Genomic DNA, 17560 nt, shown 5'->3' on the forward strand with positions numbered 1-17560 from the left:
TCGTCCATGACGGTTCCGAAAGACCATCCCAGATACAGGTCGCTGGTGACCCGCGAGAAACTGGCGGACATGGTCGGGCGCGGCATCGTGAGCCCCACCGGCCTGATATCGCATGGAAGGGGCGAGGCCTTCGATTATCTGATGGGCGAAAGATCGATCGTGCCAGCGCTCTGGTCCGAGAAGGCGGCGGCGGCTTTTCTGCTGAATGCTTCGAGGCCCGTGGTATGCGTGAACGGTAACGCGGCCGCCCTAGGGGCGAAGGAGCTCATCGAGGTTGCCGAGGAAGTGAACGCCAGGATAGAGGTGAACATATTCCACCGGACCGAGGAGAGGATGAACCTCATCATAGATCATATGGAATCAGAAGGCGCCACGGGAGTATTGGGGCGCGGACCGGACGCCAGGATACCCGGCCTCACTTCCGACCGTGCGCTTTGCACAAAAGAAGGAATATTCGACAGCGACGTCATACTGGTTCCCATAGAGGACGGCGACCGGGCGGAAGCGCTGGTGGCCATGGGCAAGACCGTCATATCTATAGATTTGAACCCGCTGTCTCGGACGTCGAGGATGGCTACGGTCTCCATCTCGGACGAGATGAACAGGGCCCTGGCAAACATCAAAGGGTTCGCGAGAGAACTGAAGGGTCAAAAGACCCAGATAACAGAAATAATAAAAGATTACGATAACCGCGCAGTACGTAGGGACACGGTAATGTCAATATGTAAGGCGCTGATGGCAGAATTCGAGGAGGATGAAGAAAATGGACGAACTTAAACAAGGTGTACTGAAACTCCACTGGGCAGAGGGCCACATGCCGGTCATGAAGGCGCTGAGGAAGCGCTTCGTAGACGAACAGCCACTGAAAGGCCTGAAGATCGGGATGGCCCTCCACACCGAAGCGAAGACAGGAATACTGGCAATATCGCTGGCAGAGGCAGGGGCGGACATCAGGCTGGCCAGCTGCAACCCCCTCTCCACCGACGACTCGGTGGCGCTGGCTCTGAAAGAGGAGTACGGCCTTAACGTATACGCGAGGAAAGGAGAGACGAATTCCGAATACTGCACGAACCTCAACAGCGTTCTGAACATGGCGCCCGATTACATCATCGATGACGGCGCGGACCTGATAGCCATGCTGCACACCAACCGCAGGGACGTCCTCAAGAACGTCAAGGGAGCCAACGAGGAGACGACCACGGGCGTGCTCCGCACGAGGTCCATGGAGAAGGAAGGCAAGCTCGAGTTCCCAGTGATGGCGGTCAACGACGCCAAGATGAAGTTCCTGTTCGACAACCGTTACGGCACGGGGCAGTCGGCCTTCGAGGGATGGATGGTCGCCACCAACCTTATAGTGGCAGGCAAGAACCTCGTGGTAGCAGGTTACGGCTGGTGCGGCAAAGGCGTCGCAATGAGGGCCAAAGGGCTCGGGGCGATCGTAACGGTCACCGAGGTCGACCCCATAAAGGCGATCGAAGCAAAGATGGACGGATTCGAGGTCAAGAGGATGGTCGATGCCGTAAAGACCGCGGATATAATCATGACGGTCACCGGATGCAACGACATACTGACCGAGAAAGACTTCAAGTTGATGAAAGACGGCTGCGTAATGGGCAACGTGGGGCACTTCGACAACGAGGTCAGCAGGGAGGACCTGGAGAGGATGTCGGTTTCCCGGGAGAAGGTCAGGGACCATATCGTAGAGTACGTTATGGCCGACGGACGCCGTCTTTATCTGATATCCGAGGGCCGCCTGATGAACCTGGCGGCCGGCCAGGGACACCCCGCGGAGATAATGGACATGAGTTTCGCAGTCCAGGCGCTCAGCATCGAATACCTTGTGAAAAACCACGAGATGATGGACAACCGCGTATACACAGTGCCTTACAAGATAGACAAGACCATAGCGGAGATCAAACTGAAGGCGATGGGAATAAAGATAGACAAACTGACCGACGACCAGATATCATATCTCGGCGGATGGGAGGCAGGCACCCAATGAAACCGTTCCTCACCGTCTACGGCCACGTCACGGTGGACAGCATCATGACGGTGGAGGACTTTCCAAAGCTGAACACCACCGCCGACATAACGTCCAAGAAAACGTTCCTCGGCGGCACGGGTACGAACATAGCCGTTACGGCATCGAAGCTCGGAGTCCCCACCGCACTGTGTACGCTCGTGGGGAAGGACCTGCCGGCAGAGTACCGCAAGTTCATCGAGGATTCGGGAGTGATAATGGACGAGTTCATCACGGTCGACGGATGGGAGACGTCCACGGCGGTGGTGGTAAACAACTCCAACCTCGACCAGAACGTCCTGTTCTTCCAGGGCCCCCAGGGCTACGCCTCCCAGATAGGCATCAGGATGACGAAGATGGCGTCCCATTCGAAATATGTGCATTTCTGCACCGGGGAGCCGAAATATTATATTTCGATAATGAAGGCGATCCACAACCCGGGGATGAAGATCGCCATCGATCCGGCCCAGGAGGTCCACCGCCTCTGGAATTCGGTCAACCTTCCGGAGGCCATCAACTATGCGGACTATTTGTTCTGCAACAGGTACGAGGCGGACTCCGTGATAAAGCATCTCGGCATCCCCTCGATAGGCGATACGGGAAAAGAGCTGACCGTATGCACGAAGGGAAGGGAGGGCAGCACCGCTTACTACGAGGGCAAGGAATTCAGCGTGCCTCTGGTCAAGGGCGGCAAGGAGGCGGACGCCACCGGCGCGGGAGATTCATACAGAGCGGGATTCTACGCCGGGCTGTACCGCGGGATGAGCATCAGGGAGTCCCTGATAATGGGCTCGTCGGTAGCTTCGTTCACCGTCGAGAAGAAAGGCGCCATGTCCAACATCCCGACCTGGGAGCAGGCGATGGAGAGAGCAAAGGACTATCTTCCGAAGGTCTGAGATGATAATAGCGATAACGGGCACGCCCGGTACAGGAAAATCAGAGCTCGGAAAAGAGCTGGCACGTCGCAATCTAAATGTAATTTTTCTGACCGACTTCATAAGGGAGAACGGTCTGCTCGGAGAATACGACGGGGAGATGGGCTCATACAACGTCGAAACGGAAGAACTGGACGAGGCTTTGGCCGAATACGGCGGTTCGTCGGAGACGTACTACGCGGAAGGACATCTTTCCCACTTCCTCACATGTTCAGCGATAATAGTCATAAGATGCAGCCCGGAAGTGCTGGCGGGAAGACTTGAAGCAAGAGGTTACAGCCAAGAGAAAGTAAAGGAGAACGTCCAGGCCGAGGTCCTCGACGTCATACTTTGCGAAGCGGACTCTGCTGACATACCCGTTTATGAACTAGACAGCACTTCACATACAGTCGGCGAGCTGTCGGACTCTGTTCTGGAGATCGCGGACGGGAAGGTCGAAAAGTACCTTCCGGGCAATACAGATTGGACAGGAGACATTGACAGATGGTTCTAGACGGACAGAGGGACAAGGTCGATTTCGCACTGACGCCGGTCGCGAGAAAGCTGATAAAGGTCAACCCGAACTACATTTCGTGGGCCGGGCTCATTCTGGCACTTGCGGCCGGAATCATGCTTTATTACAGCTGGAACTATGAATATCTGCTTCTTGTCGGAGCCCTGGTCGTAATAGTCTCCGGATACTTCGATGCGCTGGACGGGAAGGTTGCGAAACTTGCCGGCAAGGCCTCCAGGCGCGGAGACTACCTCGACCATGTTTTCGACCGCTATGCCGACGTGCTCATGATAGGCGGTGTGGCCGTAAGCGGATGGTGCAATCCCTATCTGGGGATACTGGCGCTCGTGGGGGTCCTTCTGACCTCGTACATGGGGACCCAGGCCCAGGCGATAGGCGCACCCCGTCTGTACTCCGGACTGCTGGGACGTGCGGACCGTGTCGTGCTTTCCACGCTTTTTCCCATAATACAGTTCGTGATGCTGTGGGCAGGTTACGGTACGATCGAAATCGGAACATTCTCCATAACATGGATGGAGATAATGATACTCTACTTCGCGGTCTTGGGGAACGCAACGGCGATACAGAGGGCGGTCATAACCTGGAGAGCCATAACCAAAGAGGACAGGAAGAACTGATCGCCGGCTCTTTAATTACTGTTTACGACTGGTCCCGGATTTTACGCGGTAGTAAGTAAGCGGATGGTTCATGTGCTCGCTCCTGCACAGGTTGTCCTCGTTGAAGCAGACGCCGTTGGTCTTCATAGTGGAACATTCCGGGGGAGTATACCCTTCGGTCCCGGACAGCTCGCCCGTGATGTGTTTTATCTGATACGCCGACTTGGACTCGTCGAAATCCGGTGACTGGGCGAACAGGGCCAAGATCTGCGTCGAATCCATTCCCAGGGCGTGGAGGAACGACACGAGGGCGAACCTGGCGCTGTGCGGGAGGTTCATCCCGTTATGGGCCTGTGCGAGTATGGCCCTCATGCACGGGGGCATATGTTCCAGGTCTATCGGTCCGCCGCCGGTGGGGCTGTACCTGCTTTTCGTTTCCGACAAGATGACGGATATGTGGTCGATGTCCGCCCTCATGTGCGGGACGAACGATGCGGGGACGGCCAGAGGAAGCTCGGCCTCGATCTTGTCCTGCAGCGCGTTCTGTAGGACACGGTCGAATTTCTCCTGGGCCAATACGACGTATCCGTCATGGACCTCGGTGTTGATGAGCTTCCATTCGGGGCTTTTTATCCTTGTCGAGAACCTCAGATAGTCGCCGAAGTGCATCCTCAGGCCGTCCACGTCGACGGAGGCGTCGACCTCCAATTCATTGGCGACGAACGCAACCGTCGGGCCCTCGTCGGAACCCAGCAGCTTGTTCATCCTCACGGATTCGGCAAGGGCGTAACGTTTTGTTAGAAATCGGTCGTTGATGCATGAGACTATCATCCTCGCATAAGGATACGACATCACTTCCATCAGGCGGTCGAAGTCCGTCATAAGCGGCCTGTAGGAGACCTCGCTTCTTTCCAGCGCGTCGAGAACGCGCTCGAGGCCTCTCGACCTGGCCTGGGAATACGACTCGGAAGACACAAGCGATTCGATATCTGCACCGTTGTCCCCGGCCAGGCGGGCCGAGTCTTTGAGGAAGGGGTATCTGGCGGCGCGTACGGTGTCCACGTCCGACTATACGGGTTTGCCGATTTACATCTTTCCAATGACGGCTCAATACGGCAAATGTATTCCGATCCGGGGAAAAGCCACAGTGTCATCGATGATATCGATCGTGTTTGAAACACCGATGATGCTCGGCCCCGATCTTAAGTCCATTCGTCCGGCAAATCGTCCCGACATGGCATGAAGATATTTTCGATATCTCTGATAATTGCAAAAGTACAATAGATAATTTAAAACAACATATATGTTAATTAAAGTCCGATAATCGATATAACATAACATTTATGTTATTTTTATATGTCCCGGTGGCCTCCATGAGGCATATAGGCAGGCATATCATGCCCTGATCTCGATGACCTCCGGGGTCCGCAGGCATACGCTTTGCGGCTTTCAGAGAGATCGGACGCCATTCTCTATGAATCCGGCCGAAGGGCCCTTCCTGAAAGCGAGCTCGGGACCCTTCAGATGCTCGAAGGCCTCGGCGGTCCCATCAAGGGCCTCGCCGAGTGCGGTCCCTTCGGATTTCGGAGCGGGATGTTTTTTCTCTTTCTTCGAAAAACCACTATGACTGGTTATTTATAAATAGGATTAATGGATTCTCTAGCCTACAATTCGCATAAATTCTACGATTTTCGTAATAAAAACGTCGATGAGGAAGGATAATGTCAGACAAGAAGGAACTAAGCGTTGAAGAGAAGCTTGCGAAGGCCAACAAGCCCGGAGAGGATGCGAAGATCCTCCACAAGTTCTACGGAGGAAAGATCGAGACGGTACCCAAGGCGTGCGTAAGGTCGTACGACGACTTCTCCATATGGTACTCGCCCGGAGTGGCGGCCCCCTGCAAGCAGATAGCCGCGGACCCGGAGCTGGTCTACGACCTCACATGCAAGTGGAACACCGTAGCGGTGGTATCCGACGGAACCAGGGTGCTGGGGCTCGGAGACATCGGCCCCGAGGCCGCCATGCCCGTGATGGAGGGCAAGGCGATGCTTTTCAAGTACCTGGGAGGCGTGGACTGCGTCCCCATATGTCTGGACACCAAGGACCCCGATAAGATCATCGAGACCGTACGCCTCATCGCGCCTTCGTTCGGAGGCATAAACTTAGAAGACATATCCAACCCCAAGTGCTTCGACATCCTCGACGCGCTCAGGGAGGACTGCAAGATCCCCGTATGGCACGACGACCAGCAGGGGACCGCGACCGTAGAGGTCGCGGGGGCGATAAACGCCCTCAAACTCGTCGGCAAGAAGCTCGAGACCGCAAGCTTCACGATCCTGGGCGCAGGGGCGGCGTCCATTGCGATCTCCAGGCTGCTCCTCAACGTGGGCGTCGATCCGAAGAACATGTGCGTGTGCGATTCGACCGGGATACTGAACAACCAGAGGACCGAGCTCAAGGGGACGTTCAGGCAGAAGTGGGAGCTGTGCGAGAAGACCAACGGCGCCGGCAAGACCGGCGGGATGAAGGAAGCGATCAAGGACGCCGATATAGTCGTAGCCGCGTCCAAGCCCGGGCCCGGGACGATACCGCCCGAGTATCTGGACGGAATGGCGGACGACGCCATCGTCTTCGCAACCGCGAACCCGACCCCGGAGATATGGCCATGGGAGGCGAAGGAGCACGGCGTGAAGGTTTTCGCCACCGGACGTTCCGACTTCCCGAACCAGGTCAACAACTCCATGGGATTCCCTGCGATATTCCGCGGAGTGCTCGACGTGAGGGCGAAGACGATCACCGACACCATGTGCCTAGCGGCGGCCAAGGAACTTGCCAAGTTCGCGGAGAACTCCAAGGAGGGACTGACGGCGGAGCACATCATACCGAGCATGGCGGATTCGGAAGTGTTCCCGCTCGAAGCGGCCGCGGTGGGAATGCAGGCCCAGAAGGAAGGCGTCGCCAGGCTCAAGCTGAGCAGGCAGGAGCTCTTCGACAGGGCGGAGTTCATGATAAACAGGTCCAGGGGCCTGACGGCGAAGATGATGAAGGACGGATTCATCAAGGACCCGTCCGGCGTTGTGGACTAAATCTCTTAAGGGGCCGGGAGGCCCCTTCCTCTTTCAAACGGACATACGGCCGGGCTGCGTTGCATCCGGTATCGCTCGATGTAAACGGTTATACATCCAAAGATGCATTCGTTGCGAGGTATCCAATGAAAGGCATCATTCTCGCCGCTGGCGCCGGGACCAGGCTGTATCCGGTCTCCATGCCCATATCCAAAGTCCTGCTCCCCGTGTACGACAAGCCGATGGTCTACTATCCTCTGTCGAACCTTATGATGGGAGGCATCCGTGACATACTCGTAATAACGAACGAGGAGGACGACCCGAAGTTCAGGAAGCTTCTGGGCGACGGCTCCCAGTTCGGAGTGCATATCGATTATCTGATACAGTACGTGCCGAAAGGGATCTCGGACGCGTTCATCATCGCCGAGAAATGGATAGGCGGGGATGATGTGGTCTTGATACTGGGGGACAACATATTTTGCGGCCCGGACATGCAGGACCTTATAGCGTCAGCGATCAAGGAGAACGAAGGCGCGACGGTGTTCGGATATCGTGTAGAGGATCCGAAGAGTTTTGGGGTGGTCGAGTTCGACGATGACATGAACGCTATATCGATAGAGGAGAAGCCAGAGAATCCGAAGTCGAACTACGCCGTCGTCGGATTGTATTTCTACGACGGCAGGGCATGCGAGTTCGCCAAGACCCTGTTGCCCTCGGCTAAAAGAAATGAACTGGAGATAACCGATCTGAATATCATATATATGGAAGAAGGCAGGCTGAAGGTCAAATTACTTGGCGATAAAGTCAGATGGTTCGATGCAGGAACGTTCGATTCGCTGCTGGAAGCGGGAAATTTCATCAAGGACGTTCAGAAAAGAACCTCCAGAAATATAGGATGTCCCGAAGAGATAGCTTTGAACAAGGGGTTCGTCACGAAAGAAGAAGTGATCGAGCGGATCAGCAAGTTCAAGGAAAACAGTTATCAGATCTATGTGAAAGAGACATGCTCTGTAAAACAGCCTACGAATAATGCTGGGTAAAAAATTGATAACCGGTTTTTGTTGATATTTCCTAACATCAATCCATTTTTTTACAACGCTGGTGGTCCGCGAGTGTAATCCGATTGGGATGCCCGTTTATTTGAATGGTGGTTGGAATGATTTAAGACATAATTATTATTGGAGACTAATGCTGAATAATTGTCGAAAATCAAAACAATGTCGTTTAGCTGCATATTCATGAATAATGTACAACACACGAGTCTATCATACGCATTAATAACAGAGATGCCCTGTATTGTAAGCATAATGAACCCAAGGCAGTTATTGCTCCATATGGAACAATAATTTAGTCATCGAGAAACAAACGAAAAGAGGCAGTATAATATGACAAAATCTGTGTTAGTTGCAGGAATGGCAGGAGCTTCCTTAGGAACCGAAATAATCAAATCACTCTCTTTATGTAATAAGAAATATCAGATTTTTGGTTGTGATATTTCCAAATATGCATATGGTCACTATATGCCCGAATTAAAAAAGTCGTTCGTAGTATCATCCGATGACTACGTTCAGAACATAATCAATGTATGTAAAATGAATGATATTTCCCTAATTGTTCCTGGAAGTGACATTACTACCGTCCTGTTGGGTAAATCAAAAGATTTACTGGACGAAAACGGGATTCAATTTGCAGGGAACAACGCTGATACGATAAAAATGTGTTCAAACAAAGCGACATTATTTGAATTTTTTAAAAAAACCGATATCAAAATTCCTGCGACGTACGAAATTAAATCGAGTGAGGAATTGCCTGATATTGCTTATCCGTGTATCATCAAACCTGCAACTGAAAGTGGCGGTAGCGTATCGGTGTTTATTGTAAAAAGTAAATCAGAGCTTAAATTATATGCAGAATACATGTTGTGCAATAATATTATTCCAATTGTCCAGGAGTATATGTCCCATGAAACCGGTGAATTTACGGTAGGGGTTCTTCATTCTCCCGAGGGTAAATTATTTGGATCTATTGCTTTGAAACGTATGTTTCATGCTAAAATATCAATATCACAAAAGAGTGAAGCAGGCCTGATTTCTAGTGGGTATAGCCAGGGGGAAATCAACGATTATGAATATATACGCAAGACAGCAGAAAAAATAGCACAAATCTGCGGGAGTACAGGTCCACTTAACGTTCAGGGAAGACTAAAGAATGGTGAATTCTGTCCCTTTGAAGTCAACCCCCGTTTTTCTGCATCGACGCATCTCAGGGCACTCGCGGGATTTAATGAGATTGACTCCTATATTGATATGATTTCGGGTATTGTGCCCAAACAACCAGACGTCAGATGTGGTTTTTACCTGCGTTCCTTCAACCAGGTTTTTGTTTCCCCGGATATGGTGATTGAGAAATGATTCGTTGGATAACTGATTACATTGGGACTGCGCCCTACCTGGAGGCCGTGTCTGAAAAGGAGGATTATGAAATTCTTGACGTTCGTAACCTTGTGGATAAGCAGGGCAACAATAATTCCGAAGTTGATTTGAAAATAAAGCAGGGATTGGAATGCTTGTACACTGGGAAAAAATTACTAGTGTGTTGTGACTACGGTATGTCTCGTAGCAACAGTATTGCAGCCGGTATACTATCGACTTATGAAAAAATATCGATATTTGATGCTATTCGTACAGTGATTGAAAGGACAGGGGAAAAAGAGATTAAGTTACCCATGATAAATTCGGTCATATCCTGGAGCGGGTACAATGTGAATGAATCAAGAGATGCTATTCTGGTAACTGGAAGCAAGGGTTTCATAGGGTCTAAACTGATGGAAAGACTCGATGACCTAAATGTCACAGCACCCCCGAGTGACGAACTCGATTTGTCTAAAGATCGCGTCGAATTGGATTTATTGTTAAAAGAGAATAATATCGGTACATTAGTTCATTTGGCCAATCCCCGCAAGAATACAACCTATGATGCATTGGGTCAGTCGCTCAGTATGCTGAAGGTTGTACTAGATGCTTGTTTAGCAAATAATGTCCGCCTAGTTTACGTAAGTAGCTGGATTATATATGAGGGATACAAGGGAGATATATTGGCTGATGAGAACACAGCGATGATTTCCAAATCAAATTATGGAGACCTTAGAGTGCTATCGGAGAAACTGATCGGTATGTATCTTCAACGCGGGTTGAAATTGATGATGATTCGTGCATGTTCGGTGTACGGTATCGAAAAAGATGTTCCTAAATTTATATGGAATTTCATCGATAAGGCTTCAAAAAACGAAACAATTAACACACACGAATATATAAATGGCAATCCAAAGCTCGATTTGATAAATGTCAACGATCTCGCTGATGTTCTTGAGATTTGTGTTAGGTCGAAAGACACAGGCATTTTTAATATTGGAGGTAACAAAACTCAATCTACAAATGAGATTGCACAGTTAATTATCGACCATTTAAGATCTGATAGTAGAATCGTGTCAACAAAAATTGACGATTATGTTGCAAATGTTCAAATGGACACAACAGCCTTCTCAAATAGATATCATTGGGAACCGAAGAGATATTTGGGTTTTGAAATCGACAGTATGATTAAAAAGTATCTGGGCAATCCAAACGGTTAAAAGCTGATACCATGGTGGGGAGGTCATGAAAGTAGTTATCCTGGCAGGTGGGCTGGGAACAAGAATATCGGAGGAATCTCACCTCAAACCAAAGCCCATGATAGAGCTGGGAGAGATGCCGATTCTTTGGCACATCATGAAGATTTACTCCTACCACGGATTCAATGATTTCGTTATCTGTGCGGGCTACAAGCAATACAAAATTAAGGAATTTTTTGCAAACTATAACCTATATAAAAGTGATGTTACATTTAACCTAGGTGCCAACGGTCTAATTGAAAGACATTGTGATAATTCTGAGCCCTGGAATGTAACGATTATGGATACAGGTATGAATACACAGACTGGTGGCAGGATAAAAAGAGTGTCTAAATTTATTGAAGATGAAACGTTTATGGTCACATATGGTGATGGCGTCTCCGATATTAACATCGGCAATTTGGTTGAATTTCACAAGAAACACGAAAAGATTGCCACAATCACGGCAGTTCAGCCAGGGGGGAGATTCGGAACGCTCACTCTCGATAACAACAATGTAACCAACTTCTGCGAGAAGAGGAAAGAAGACGGCGGCTGGATAAATGGTGGCTTTATGGTCATGGAACCCAGTGTATTGGATTTTATCGCTGGAGATTCAACAGTTTTCGAGAAGGAGCCGTTAGAAACAATTACGAGTAAAGGTCAATTGATGGCATTCAAACATTATGGCTTCTGGCAATGCATGGATACATTGAGAGATAAGAACTATCTGGACTCTCTTCTCAGCGAAGGATCTGCACCATGGGTTAAATGGGATGATTAAATGGGAAGCTTTTTGATAAAAACTACAAATCTCGCTGGCGCGTATGTGATTGATTGTGCACCCAATGAGGATTGTCGCGGAATGTTTTCTCGTTGGTTCTGCACTGAAGAGTTGTCGGTTGTTTTCGGTAAAAGGAAAATCGTAAACGTTAATTTCTCACGGACGGCTAGAAAAGGCACTATCCGGGGCATGCATTTCCAAAACCCCCCCTATTCCGAGATGAAAATTGTCCGCTGCATTAAAGGTAGAATAGCTGACACTATTGTAGATATTCGTGAAGAATCCGATACATTCCTCGAGCACTATTCCGTAGAGTTATCTGATGAAAACATGAGGATGCTCGTTGTGCCTGAAGGTTTTGCTCACGGTTTCCAGACGCTTGAAGACAACTGCGAGATAATGTATCTCGTCACAGAGCATTACAATCAGTACGCCGAAGGCGGTCTCAGATATTCCGATCCGAAATTGGCAATATGCTGGCCATTGCCCATATCCGGCATTTCTGATAAAGATGCTAATCACGAATTAATTGGCGATGATTACAAAGGTGTAAGGCTATGATGCGCATTCCAGTAAATAAACCCACAATCACAGGACTAGAGTACAAATATGTCGATGACGCTATAAGGACGGGATGGGGCGACCACTGCTATGATTATATCAATAAATTTACTAACCTGCTGAAAGACACTTTCAAAACAAAGTATGCCTGGCCCACATCTAGCTGCCACGGAGCCATTCATACAATACTAGTCGCCTTGGGTATTGGTCCAGGTGACGAGGTCATAGTACCCGACGTCACGTGGATTGGATCTGCATCTCCAATTTGTTGGGTCGGCGCTAAACCAGTTTTTGTGGATATTCTTGAGGATACATGGTGTGTCGATCCAATATCTATAGAGAAGAACATTACTTCCAAAACTAAAGCCATCATTGTTGTTCATTTGTATGGTTCGGTCTGCGAAATGGATGAAATTATGTCTATTTCCAAGAAGTACAACCTGCCGGTTATAGAAGATGCGGCGGAGGCAGTAGGGTCTGAATACAAAGGAAGATTGGTAGGAAGTATTGCAGATTTCGGAGTGTTTTCGTTCCATGGAACAAAAACCTTCACCACAGGCGAAGGAGGGGCGATCGTTTCCAGCAGGGACGACCTCGCTGACAAGATTTCTACAATCTGCAATCAGGGAAGGAAGCCTGGGCAACACATAATGTTCTGGGTCGACGAAATAGGATTGAAGTATAAAATGTCTAACCTCGATGCCGCACTGGGGTGTGCCCAGTTTGAAAGGTTTGATGAGCTGGTAGCGAAGAAACGTCAGATTTTTGAATGGTATGCAAAAGAGCTCAAAGACGTTCCCGACACTAAGATGAATGTTGAGCAGAGTTACGCCAAAAGCTTATACTGGATGCCGTCGATAATCTTTGGCGACACCTATAGTTTCGATCGTGAACAGCTGATTAGGAAGATGAATGCGGACGGAATAGGCGTGAGGCCATTCTTTTTCCCGATAAGCATGTTTCCGATGTTCGATGATTGTCCTTGGAATAGTGTTAGTTACAGATTATATGTCCGTGGAATAAACCTTCCGAGTTACCATGATATGACTCGGGACGAAGTTAAGGATGTCTGTAGGTCCCTACTGATAAATTTAGATGTTTGATTGATAGTGGATGGATTATATATGAGCACAACCAACAAGATACTGCCCGATTTTTCCGTGTTAAAGGGTAAAAAAATACTGATAACAGGGCATACAGGATTTAAGGGATCTTGGATGTGTATGATACTTCAGACGATGGGTGTCAGTGTATATGGTTACGCTCTCGAACCGCCAACCAATCCAAATATGTTCGATATTCTTGAGTTACGCAAATCAGTAAATTCTGAAATAGGAGACATCAGAGATATTGAGCACCTCAATTCCTATGTTAACCAGGTAAAGCCGGATGTAATTATCCATATGGCTGCCCAGCCGATTGTACTGATGGGCTACAAACAACCTCGTGAAACATATGAAATCAATGTTTTGGGAACAGTAAATGTTCTAGAAGTTGCCAGAAATTGTAGTTCTGTTAAAGCAGTATTAAACGTCACTACGGATAAGGTATACTATAATAACGAATCGGGTGACTATCTCAAAGAATCTGATCGCTTAGATGGATACGATCCATACTCTAATTCAAAAAGTTGTTCAGAATTGGTTACGGGCTGTTACAGGAGGTGTTTTTTCAAAGATATCAAATGCTCTCTTGTTACTGCAAGGGCAGGTAATGTGATAGGCGGTGGCGATTTTGCAGTTAACAGGATTATTCCTGATTGCATTAAATACACAATGAACAAAGAATCAATTGTAATTAGGAATCCTAATTCTACACGTCCATACCAGCATGTTTTGGAGCCATTATTTGCTTATCTATTGATAATCTCAGCGCAATTGCGCGGAATTCCACTGTCAGATTCGTATAATATTGGTCCAGACTACAACGGATGCGTTACCTCTGGAGAATTAGCGACATTGTTTTGTAATCATTGGGGCCCTGGTGCTTCGTGGACCAGCCAGAATGGTACCGGACCACACGAGGCCAACTATCTGCGCCTCGACACCGATTTAATCAAATCTGATTTCTTGATTAAACATTGTCTCACTATCGACGATGCAATAAGGTTGACAGTTGAATGGACAAAATCCGCAATTAACGAAGAGGATATTGTGAAAACAACAAAGTCCCAAATAAAATATTATTTCGGACTGTTCAAAGAGTCTTGATATTTAATACTGGGCGGGAACAATATGGATATTCAACAGTACTTACTGAACCAACTACAAGGTAATAATCATGATGAATTTGAAAAAGTATTAACAAATGTTGTCAACGAAAACATGTCTGTTACAGATTCAATCCTCCTAGTGAATGTATTTTTGATTAATAAACCTGAAAAATATGTGGATATTATCAGAGAAATCATTCAGAAAATGCCAGAGGATGATCCCTCCGTTCAGTTATTACTCGCTCGCCTGCACAGAGAGGGACTTCTGTTTCCAAAAAACATCAAAAAAGCAATATCATATTATAAACAAGCTGCATTAAAAAACAACTGGGCAAGGTTAGAATTTCAAATTATAATAAACAGTGGTATAAATGATATTAGTTTCAATTTGAAACCCAGCGACATAGAGATCGAATGCAGAACAAAAAAGAAACTGGCGATATCTAATATTAAGGAATCCGATATCGATCTTATTGTAACGCGTTTTCCCCTGTTTCACTATGACTTAGTGGGTTGCTTAGAATTACCAAAATCGAATGCAGATTGTAACTCCGCTTTATCTTTACTAAGGTGCACCGAACCATATGATGTAGTGTTATGCGTTGAAGACGACCTCGAATCTAATTATGCCAAAGATAATGTAATAACAATATCGAGGTACAAGGATGATGAGATAATTAATACAGAGACGATAAAATGTTGTTTTGGAGAGAAAAATCCCGATAAGATCATTTATGTGCTGGTACCATCCACTGGTCAAGGTATTCTCTCGATAAGAGAAGTCTTCTCTAATTTGAATAAAGCTTATAAAAACAAAGGGTTGGTGTTTGCAGATTTACAAAATTTCCCATCAACATGTATCTCATTTGAAGAATTAGGGCAATATAATCCCTGGGAATATCTTTTTGAACAGTTTTCATCAATTCAAATATGCGACATCTATAGCTCAAAGAATGTTATTTTTTGGCGTATAAATAATCGTAATTTTCAACCAGGCGTAATTTCAATAAACAATGGGATTGTGGCCAATTTTTCGTCCAGACTTCTCAAAAAGACAAGCAAACATTCTGAAGAAATGAAGATGGATGAGATGATTGTCATTGGTGTTCAGGCTAGAGGTACGGATTATCTGAGCATTCGGCCTACTGGCCACTTAATTCCATTTGATGAATATGAGTTATGTAGAATCATCGATATTAAAATTAAAGAGGTGAACTGTAATTGCATTTATATAAGTACTGAGGACAAAGATATTTTTGAATATTTTAAATATAGATATGGAGAAAAACTAAAGTGCATAGATCAGGAGAGATTTAGCAAAAAAGACGGGGCGCTAAACGTTGAATATGAATTGAATTATTCCAACGCTTTCGAAAAAATAAAGATTGCTGAGAATTATCTAATTGCAACCCTATTATTTTCAAAGTGCAATCTAATTTATGCGACCGCGGGGACTGCAATTAGTCTAATTAGAAAAGTCTCAGACTGCCCGATAATCTATTGTAGAAAAAGTAAGTGGGGCGATTTTGGTTCTACTCCGATATGTATCGATTCGATTGGAAAAAATGCTCTTGAAACAATAGACTGTAAAACCGAAAAATATTCAATATCTGGTGGGACCATCGCAGTCAAAATCGCAGAAGAGCCAGTAAAAATTGAAAAAAACAGATTTATTTTTCATAAAGAATATAAATATAAGAAATATTTTTTCTCGGTTCATGGACCTGATTGCGATAGTGTATCGTACATGTTAACAGAATATAACAACGAAGGAATGGTAACGCAGAAAAAAATACGTAATAGTCTTCAACTGGAACCGTCAACCGAAGCTATTGACGTTACAATATCCAATAATACTGGCTCCACTCTCAATTGTACTATAGGGGTGCAAATTGAGTACGATGGTCCTTCTGAGTATGAGAGCTATCACAATAGTGTAACTATTATTCCGATTTTAGATAATAATGGCAGGGAGATCATAACATCCGCCAAAACAAAAGTTGATTTTGAAAACAATATAGTTATCAATGGTGAGGAAGTAAGGCATTTGCATGCTGATACAATCTCATTATTCAATAACGTTGTATTGTTTCCCAAAGGAACCGAGCACGCTCAATCTTCAACAGGTTCTAGTATCATAGGAATGCCTAGATCACTGCTCCTACTACCAATATCTTATCACGAGGGGATATACCATGAGAAGCGCGGTCAACATGATTACGCAAAGTCAATAATAAGGACATGTGCGTATTGCGGGGACATATATGCAGAAAAGCACTACATTTCACTTTATAAAAATGAGTTGGTAAACGAATCAAAAGGCATTGAGATTTCCAAACACGTTTTTTTCGCAAATAATAATTGGAAATCCGATGCGTTGTCCGCATTGGATATGATAGGTACCCAATCTGCTTTGGTGGCAATGGCAGAAATCTGTCTGGACGAAGCCATTGCTGGGAACCCAGATTGTATGGGACGTCTTGGCCGCATGTACCGTGACGGCAAAGGTGTTGAGAAAAATATCGACAATGCAATTCTTTGGTTCGAGAAAGCTTCTGTTTCCAACAAAGGGTGGTCCCCCGAGTATATCGATTCATTGCTTATGAAACAAGACCCAGAGTACTTCAAAATCGCATTTGAGGTTTGTCAGTGCGGTGCAGAAAATGGGCAGATTGCATGTATGGGACGTCTTGGCCGCATGTACCGTGACGGCAAAGGTGTTGAGAAAAATATCGACAATGCAATTCTTTGGTTCGAGAAAGCTTCAAGGTTACACGAATATTATGAAAAGGAATTGAATCAATTAATGTCCCTAGAGAAAAACCGACAGTAATTCCAATATTGAAAATTATCCGGTATGCTACAGGGCATTCTGGTCTTATCTCGATTTTGACGGGACTTGAAGTAATACTATAACCCGTGTTTGACACTTACGAGAGATATCAACCTGGCTTTCGCTGAACGGATTGGATTTCGTACATCAGATCCACGTTCTCAGTTAGCGTTCTTCACGCCTGGATATCGGTGATGAGAGTCTGTTCGGGTGCCTTCGGCACCGAAACAGACTCCTTTCGACTCCATAAACCGTAATTCCCGAATGACGAGCTACAAGTATGTAGCTACATTTTTATGAGCTTGTTATCTTTATATAGCGTATATAAACCGTATATAAAGCGGAAGTTTATATAATCGTAGCTCAATATATGTAATACATGTCCATCCGC

15 protein-coding genes are annotated in these 17560 nt (G+C 46.7%); 14 read left to right on the forward strand and 1 reads right to left on the reverse strand.

Going from position 1 to position 17560, the window contains the following annotated elements; all coding sequences use genetic code 11:
- The first annotated feature begins 6 nt into the window (after positions 1 to 6).
- Genes VB016_06885 through VB016_06905 form a run of 5 tightly spaced genes read left to right on the forward strand, consistent with a single transcriptional unit; the run spans position 7 to position 4086 of the window.
- Complete coding sequence (locus tag VB016_06885; protein MEA4978249.1) at positions 7 to 777, forward strand: phosphopantothenate/pantothenate synthetase; 771 nt, start codon at positions 7 to 9, stop codon at positions 775 to 777.
- Positions 755 to 2002, forward strand: a complete 1248-nt coding sequence (locus tag VB016_06890) for an adenosylhomocysteinase (GenBank protein MEA4978250.1) — start codon at positions 755 to 757, stop codon at positions 2000 to 2002. Before VB016_06885 ends, VB016_06890 begins: the two co-directional genes overlap by 23 nt.
- Positions 1999 to 2916 (forward strand): PfkB family carbohydrate kinase, encoded by a 918-nt coding sequence (locus VB016_06895; GenBank protein ID MEA4978251.1) that lies wholly within the window; start codon positions 1999 to 2001, stop codon positions 2914 to 2916. The genes VB016_06890 and VB016_06895 overlap by 4 nt, the downstream gene beginning before the upstream one ends.
- Before the next feature lies 1 nt (position 2917).
- Positions 2918 to 3448 (forward strand): adenylate kinase family protein, encoded by a 531-nt coding sequence (locus VB016_06900; protein ID MEA4978252.1) that lies wholly within the window; start codon positions 2918 to 2920, stop codon positions 3446 to 3448.
- Complete coding sequence (locus VB016_06905) at positions 3439 to 4086, forward strand: CDP-alcohol phosphatidyltransferase family protein (GenBank protein MEA4978253.1); 648 nt, start codon at positions 3439 to 3441, stop codon at positions 4084 to 4086. Before VB016_06900 ends, VB016_06905 begins: the two co-directional genes overlap by 10 nt.
- A 15-nt stretch (positions 4087 to 4101) precedes the next feature.
- On the opposite strand, the gene VB016_06910 is transcribed toward VB016_06905, so the two are convergent.
- A complete protein-coding gene (locus VB016_06910) occupies positions 4102 to 5127 on the reverse strand; it encodes a DNA primase large subunit PriL (protein MEA4978254.1) in 1026 nt (341 codons plus the stop codon).
- Between the two features lie 659 nt (positions 5128 to 5786).
- Between VB016_06910 and VB016_06915 the strand changes: the two genes are divergently transcribed.
- The 9 genes from VB016_06915 (at position 5787) to VB016_06955 (ending at position 17169) form a co-directional block, all read left to right on the forward strand.
- Entirely contained in the window at positions 5787 to 7151 is a 1365-nt protein-coding gene (locus tag VB016_06915; protein ID MEA4978255.1) for an NADP-dependent malic enzyme, read from the forward strand.
- Positions 7152 to 7276: 125 nt separating this feature from the next.
- The gene (gene rfbA / locus VB016_06920; protein MEA4978256.1) at positions 7277 to 8170 is read left to right on the forward strand and encodes a glucose-1-phosphate thymidylyltransferase RfbA; all 894 of its coding nucleotides are present in this window, start codon (positions 7277 to 7279) and stop codon (positions 8168 to 8170) included.
- A gap of 345 nt (positions 8171 to 8515) precedes the next feature.
- Complete coding sequence (locus tag VB016_06925; GenBank protein MEA4978257.1) at positions 8516 to 9541, forward strand: ATP-grasp domain-containing protein; 1026 nt, start codon at positions 8516 to 8518, stop codon at positions 9539 to 9541.
- Positions 9542 to 9588: 47 nt separating this feature from the next.
- The gene (locus tag VB016_06930) at positions 9589 to 10761 is read left to right on the forward strand and encodes an NAD-dependent epimerase/dehydratase family protein (GenBank protein ID MEA4978258.1); all 1173 of its coding nucleotides are present in this window, start codon (positions 9589 to 9591) and stop codon (positions 10759 to 10761) included.
- Between the two features lie 25 nt (positions 10762 to 10786).
- On the forward strand, positions 10787 to 11563 hold the full coding sequence (gene rfbF, locus VB016_06935; protein ID MEA4978259.1) for a glucose-1-phosphate cytidylyltransferase: 777 nt from the start codon (positions 10787 to 10789) through the stop codon (positions 11561 to 11563).
- Positions 11564 to 12124, forward strand: coding sequence for a dTDP-4-dehydrorhamnose 3,5-epimerase family protein (locus VB016_06940; GenBank protein ID MEA4978260.1), 561 nt, complete (start codon positions 11564 to 11566; stop codon positions 12122 to 12124).
- Entirely contained in the window at positions 12121 to 13227 is a 1107-nt protein-coding gene (locus VB016_06945; protein ID MEA4978261.1) for a DegT/DnrJ/EryC1/StrS family aminotransferase, read from the forward strand. Before VB016_06940 ends, VB016_06945 begins: the two co-directional genes overlap by 4 nt.
- A gap of 21 nt (positions 13228 to 13248) precedes the next feature.
- Positions 13249 to 14334 carry a CDP-glucose 4,6-dehydratase gene (rfbG, locus tag VB016_06950; protein MEA4978262.1) on the forward strand — a complete coding sequence of 362 codons (1086 nt, stop codon included), beginning with the start codon at positions 13249 to 13251 and terminating at the stop codon, positions 14332 to 14334.
- A 24-nt stretch (positions 14335 to 14358) separates the two neighbouring features.
- Entirely contained in the window at positions 14359 to 17169 is a 2811-nt protein-coding gene (locus tag VB016_06955; protein ID MEA4978263.1) for an SEL1-like repeat protein, read from the forward strand.
- The last annotated feature ends 391 nt before the right edge of the window (positions 17170 to 17560 follow it).

The sequence above is a fragment of the Methanomassiliicoccaceae archaeon genome, from assembly GCA_034928305.1.
Taxonomy (GTDB): Archaea; Thermoplasmatota; Thermoplasmata; order Methanomassiliicoccales; family Methanomethylophilaceae; genus VadinCA11.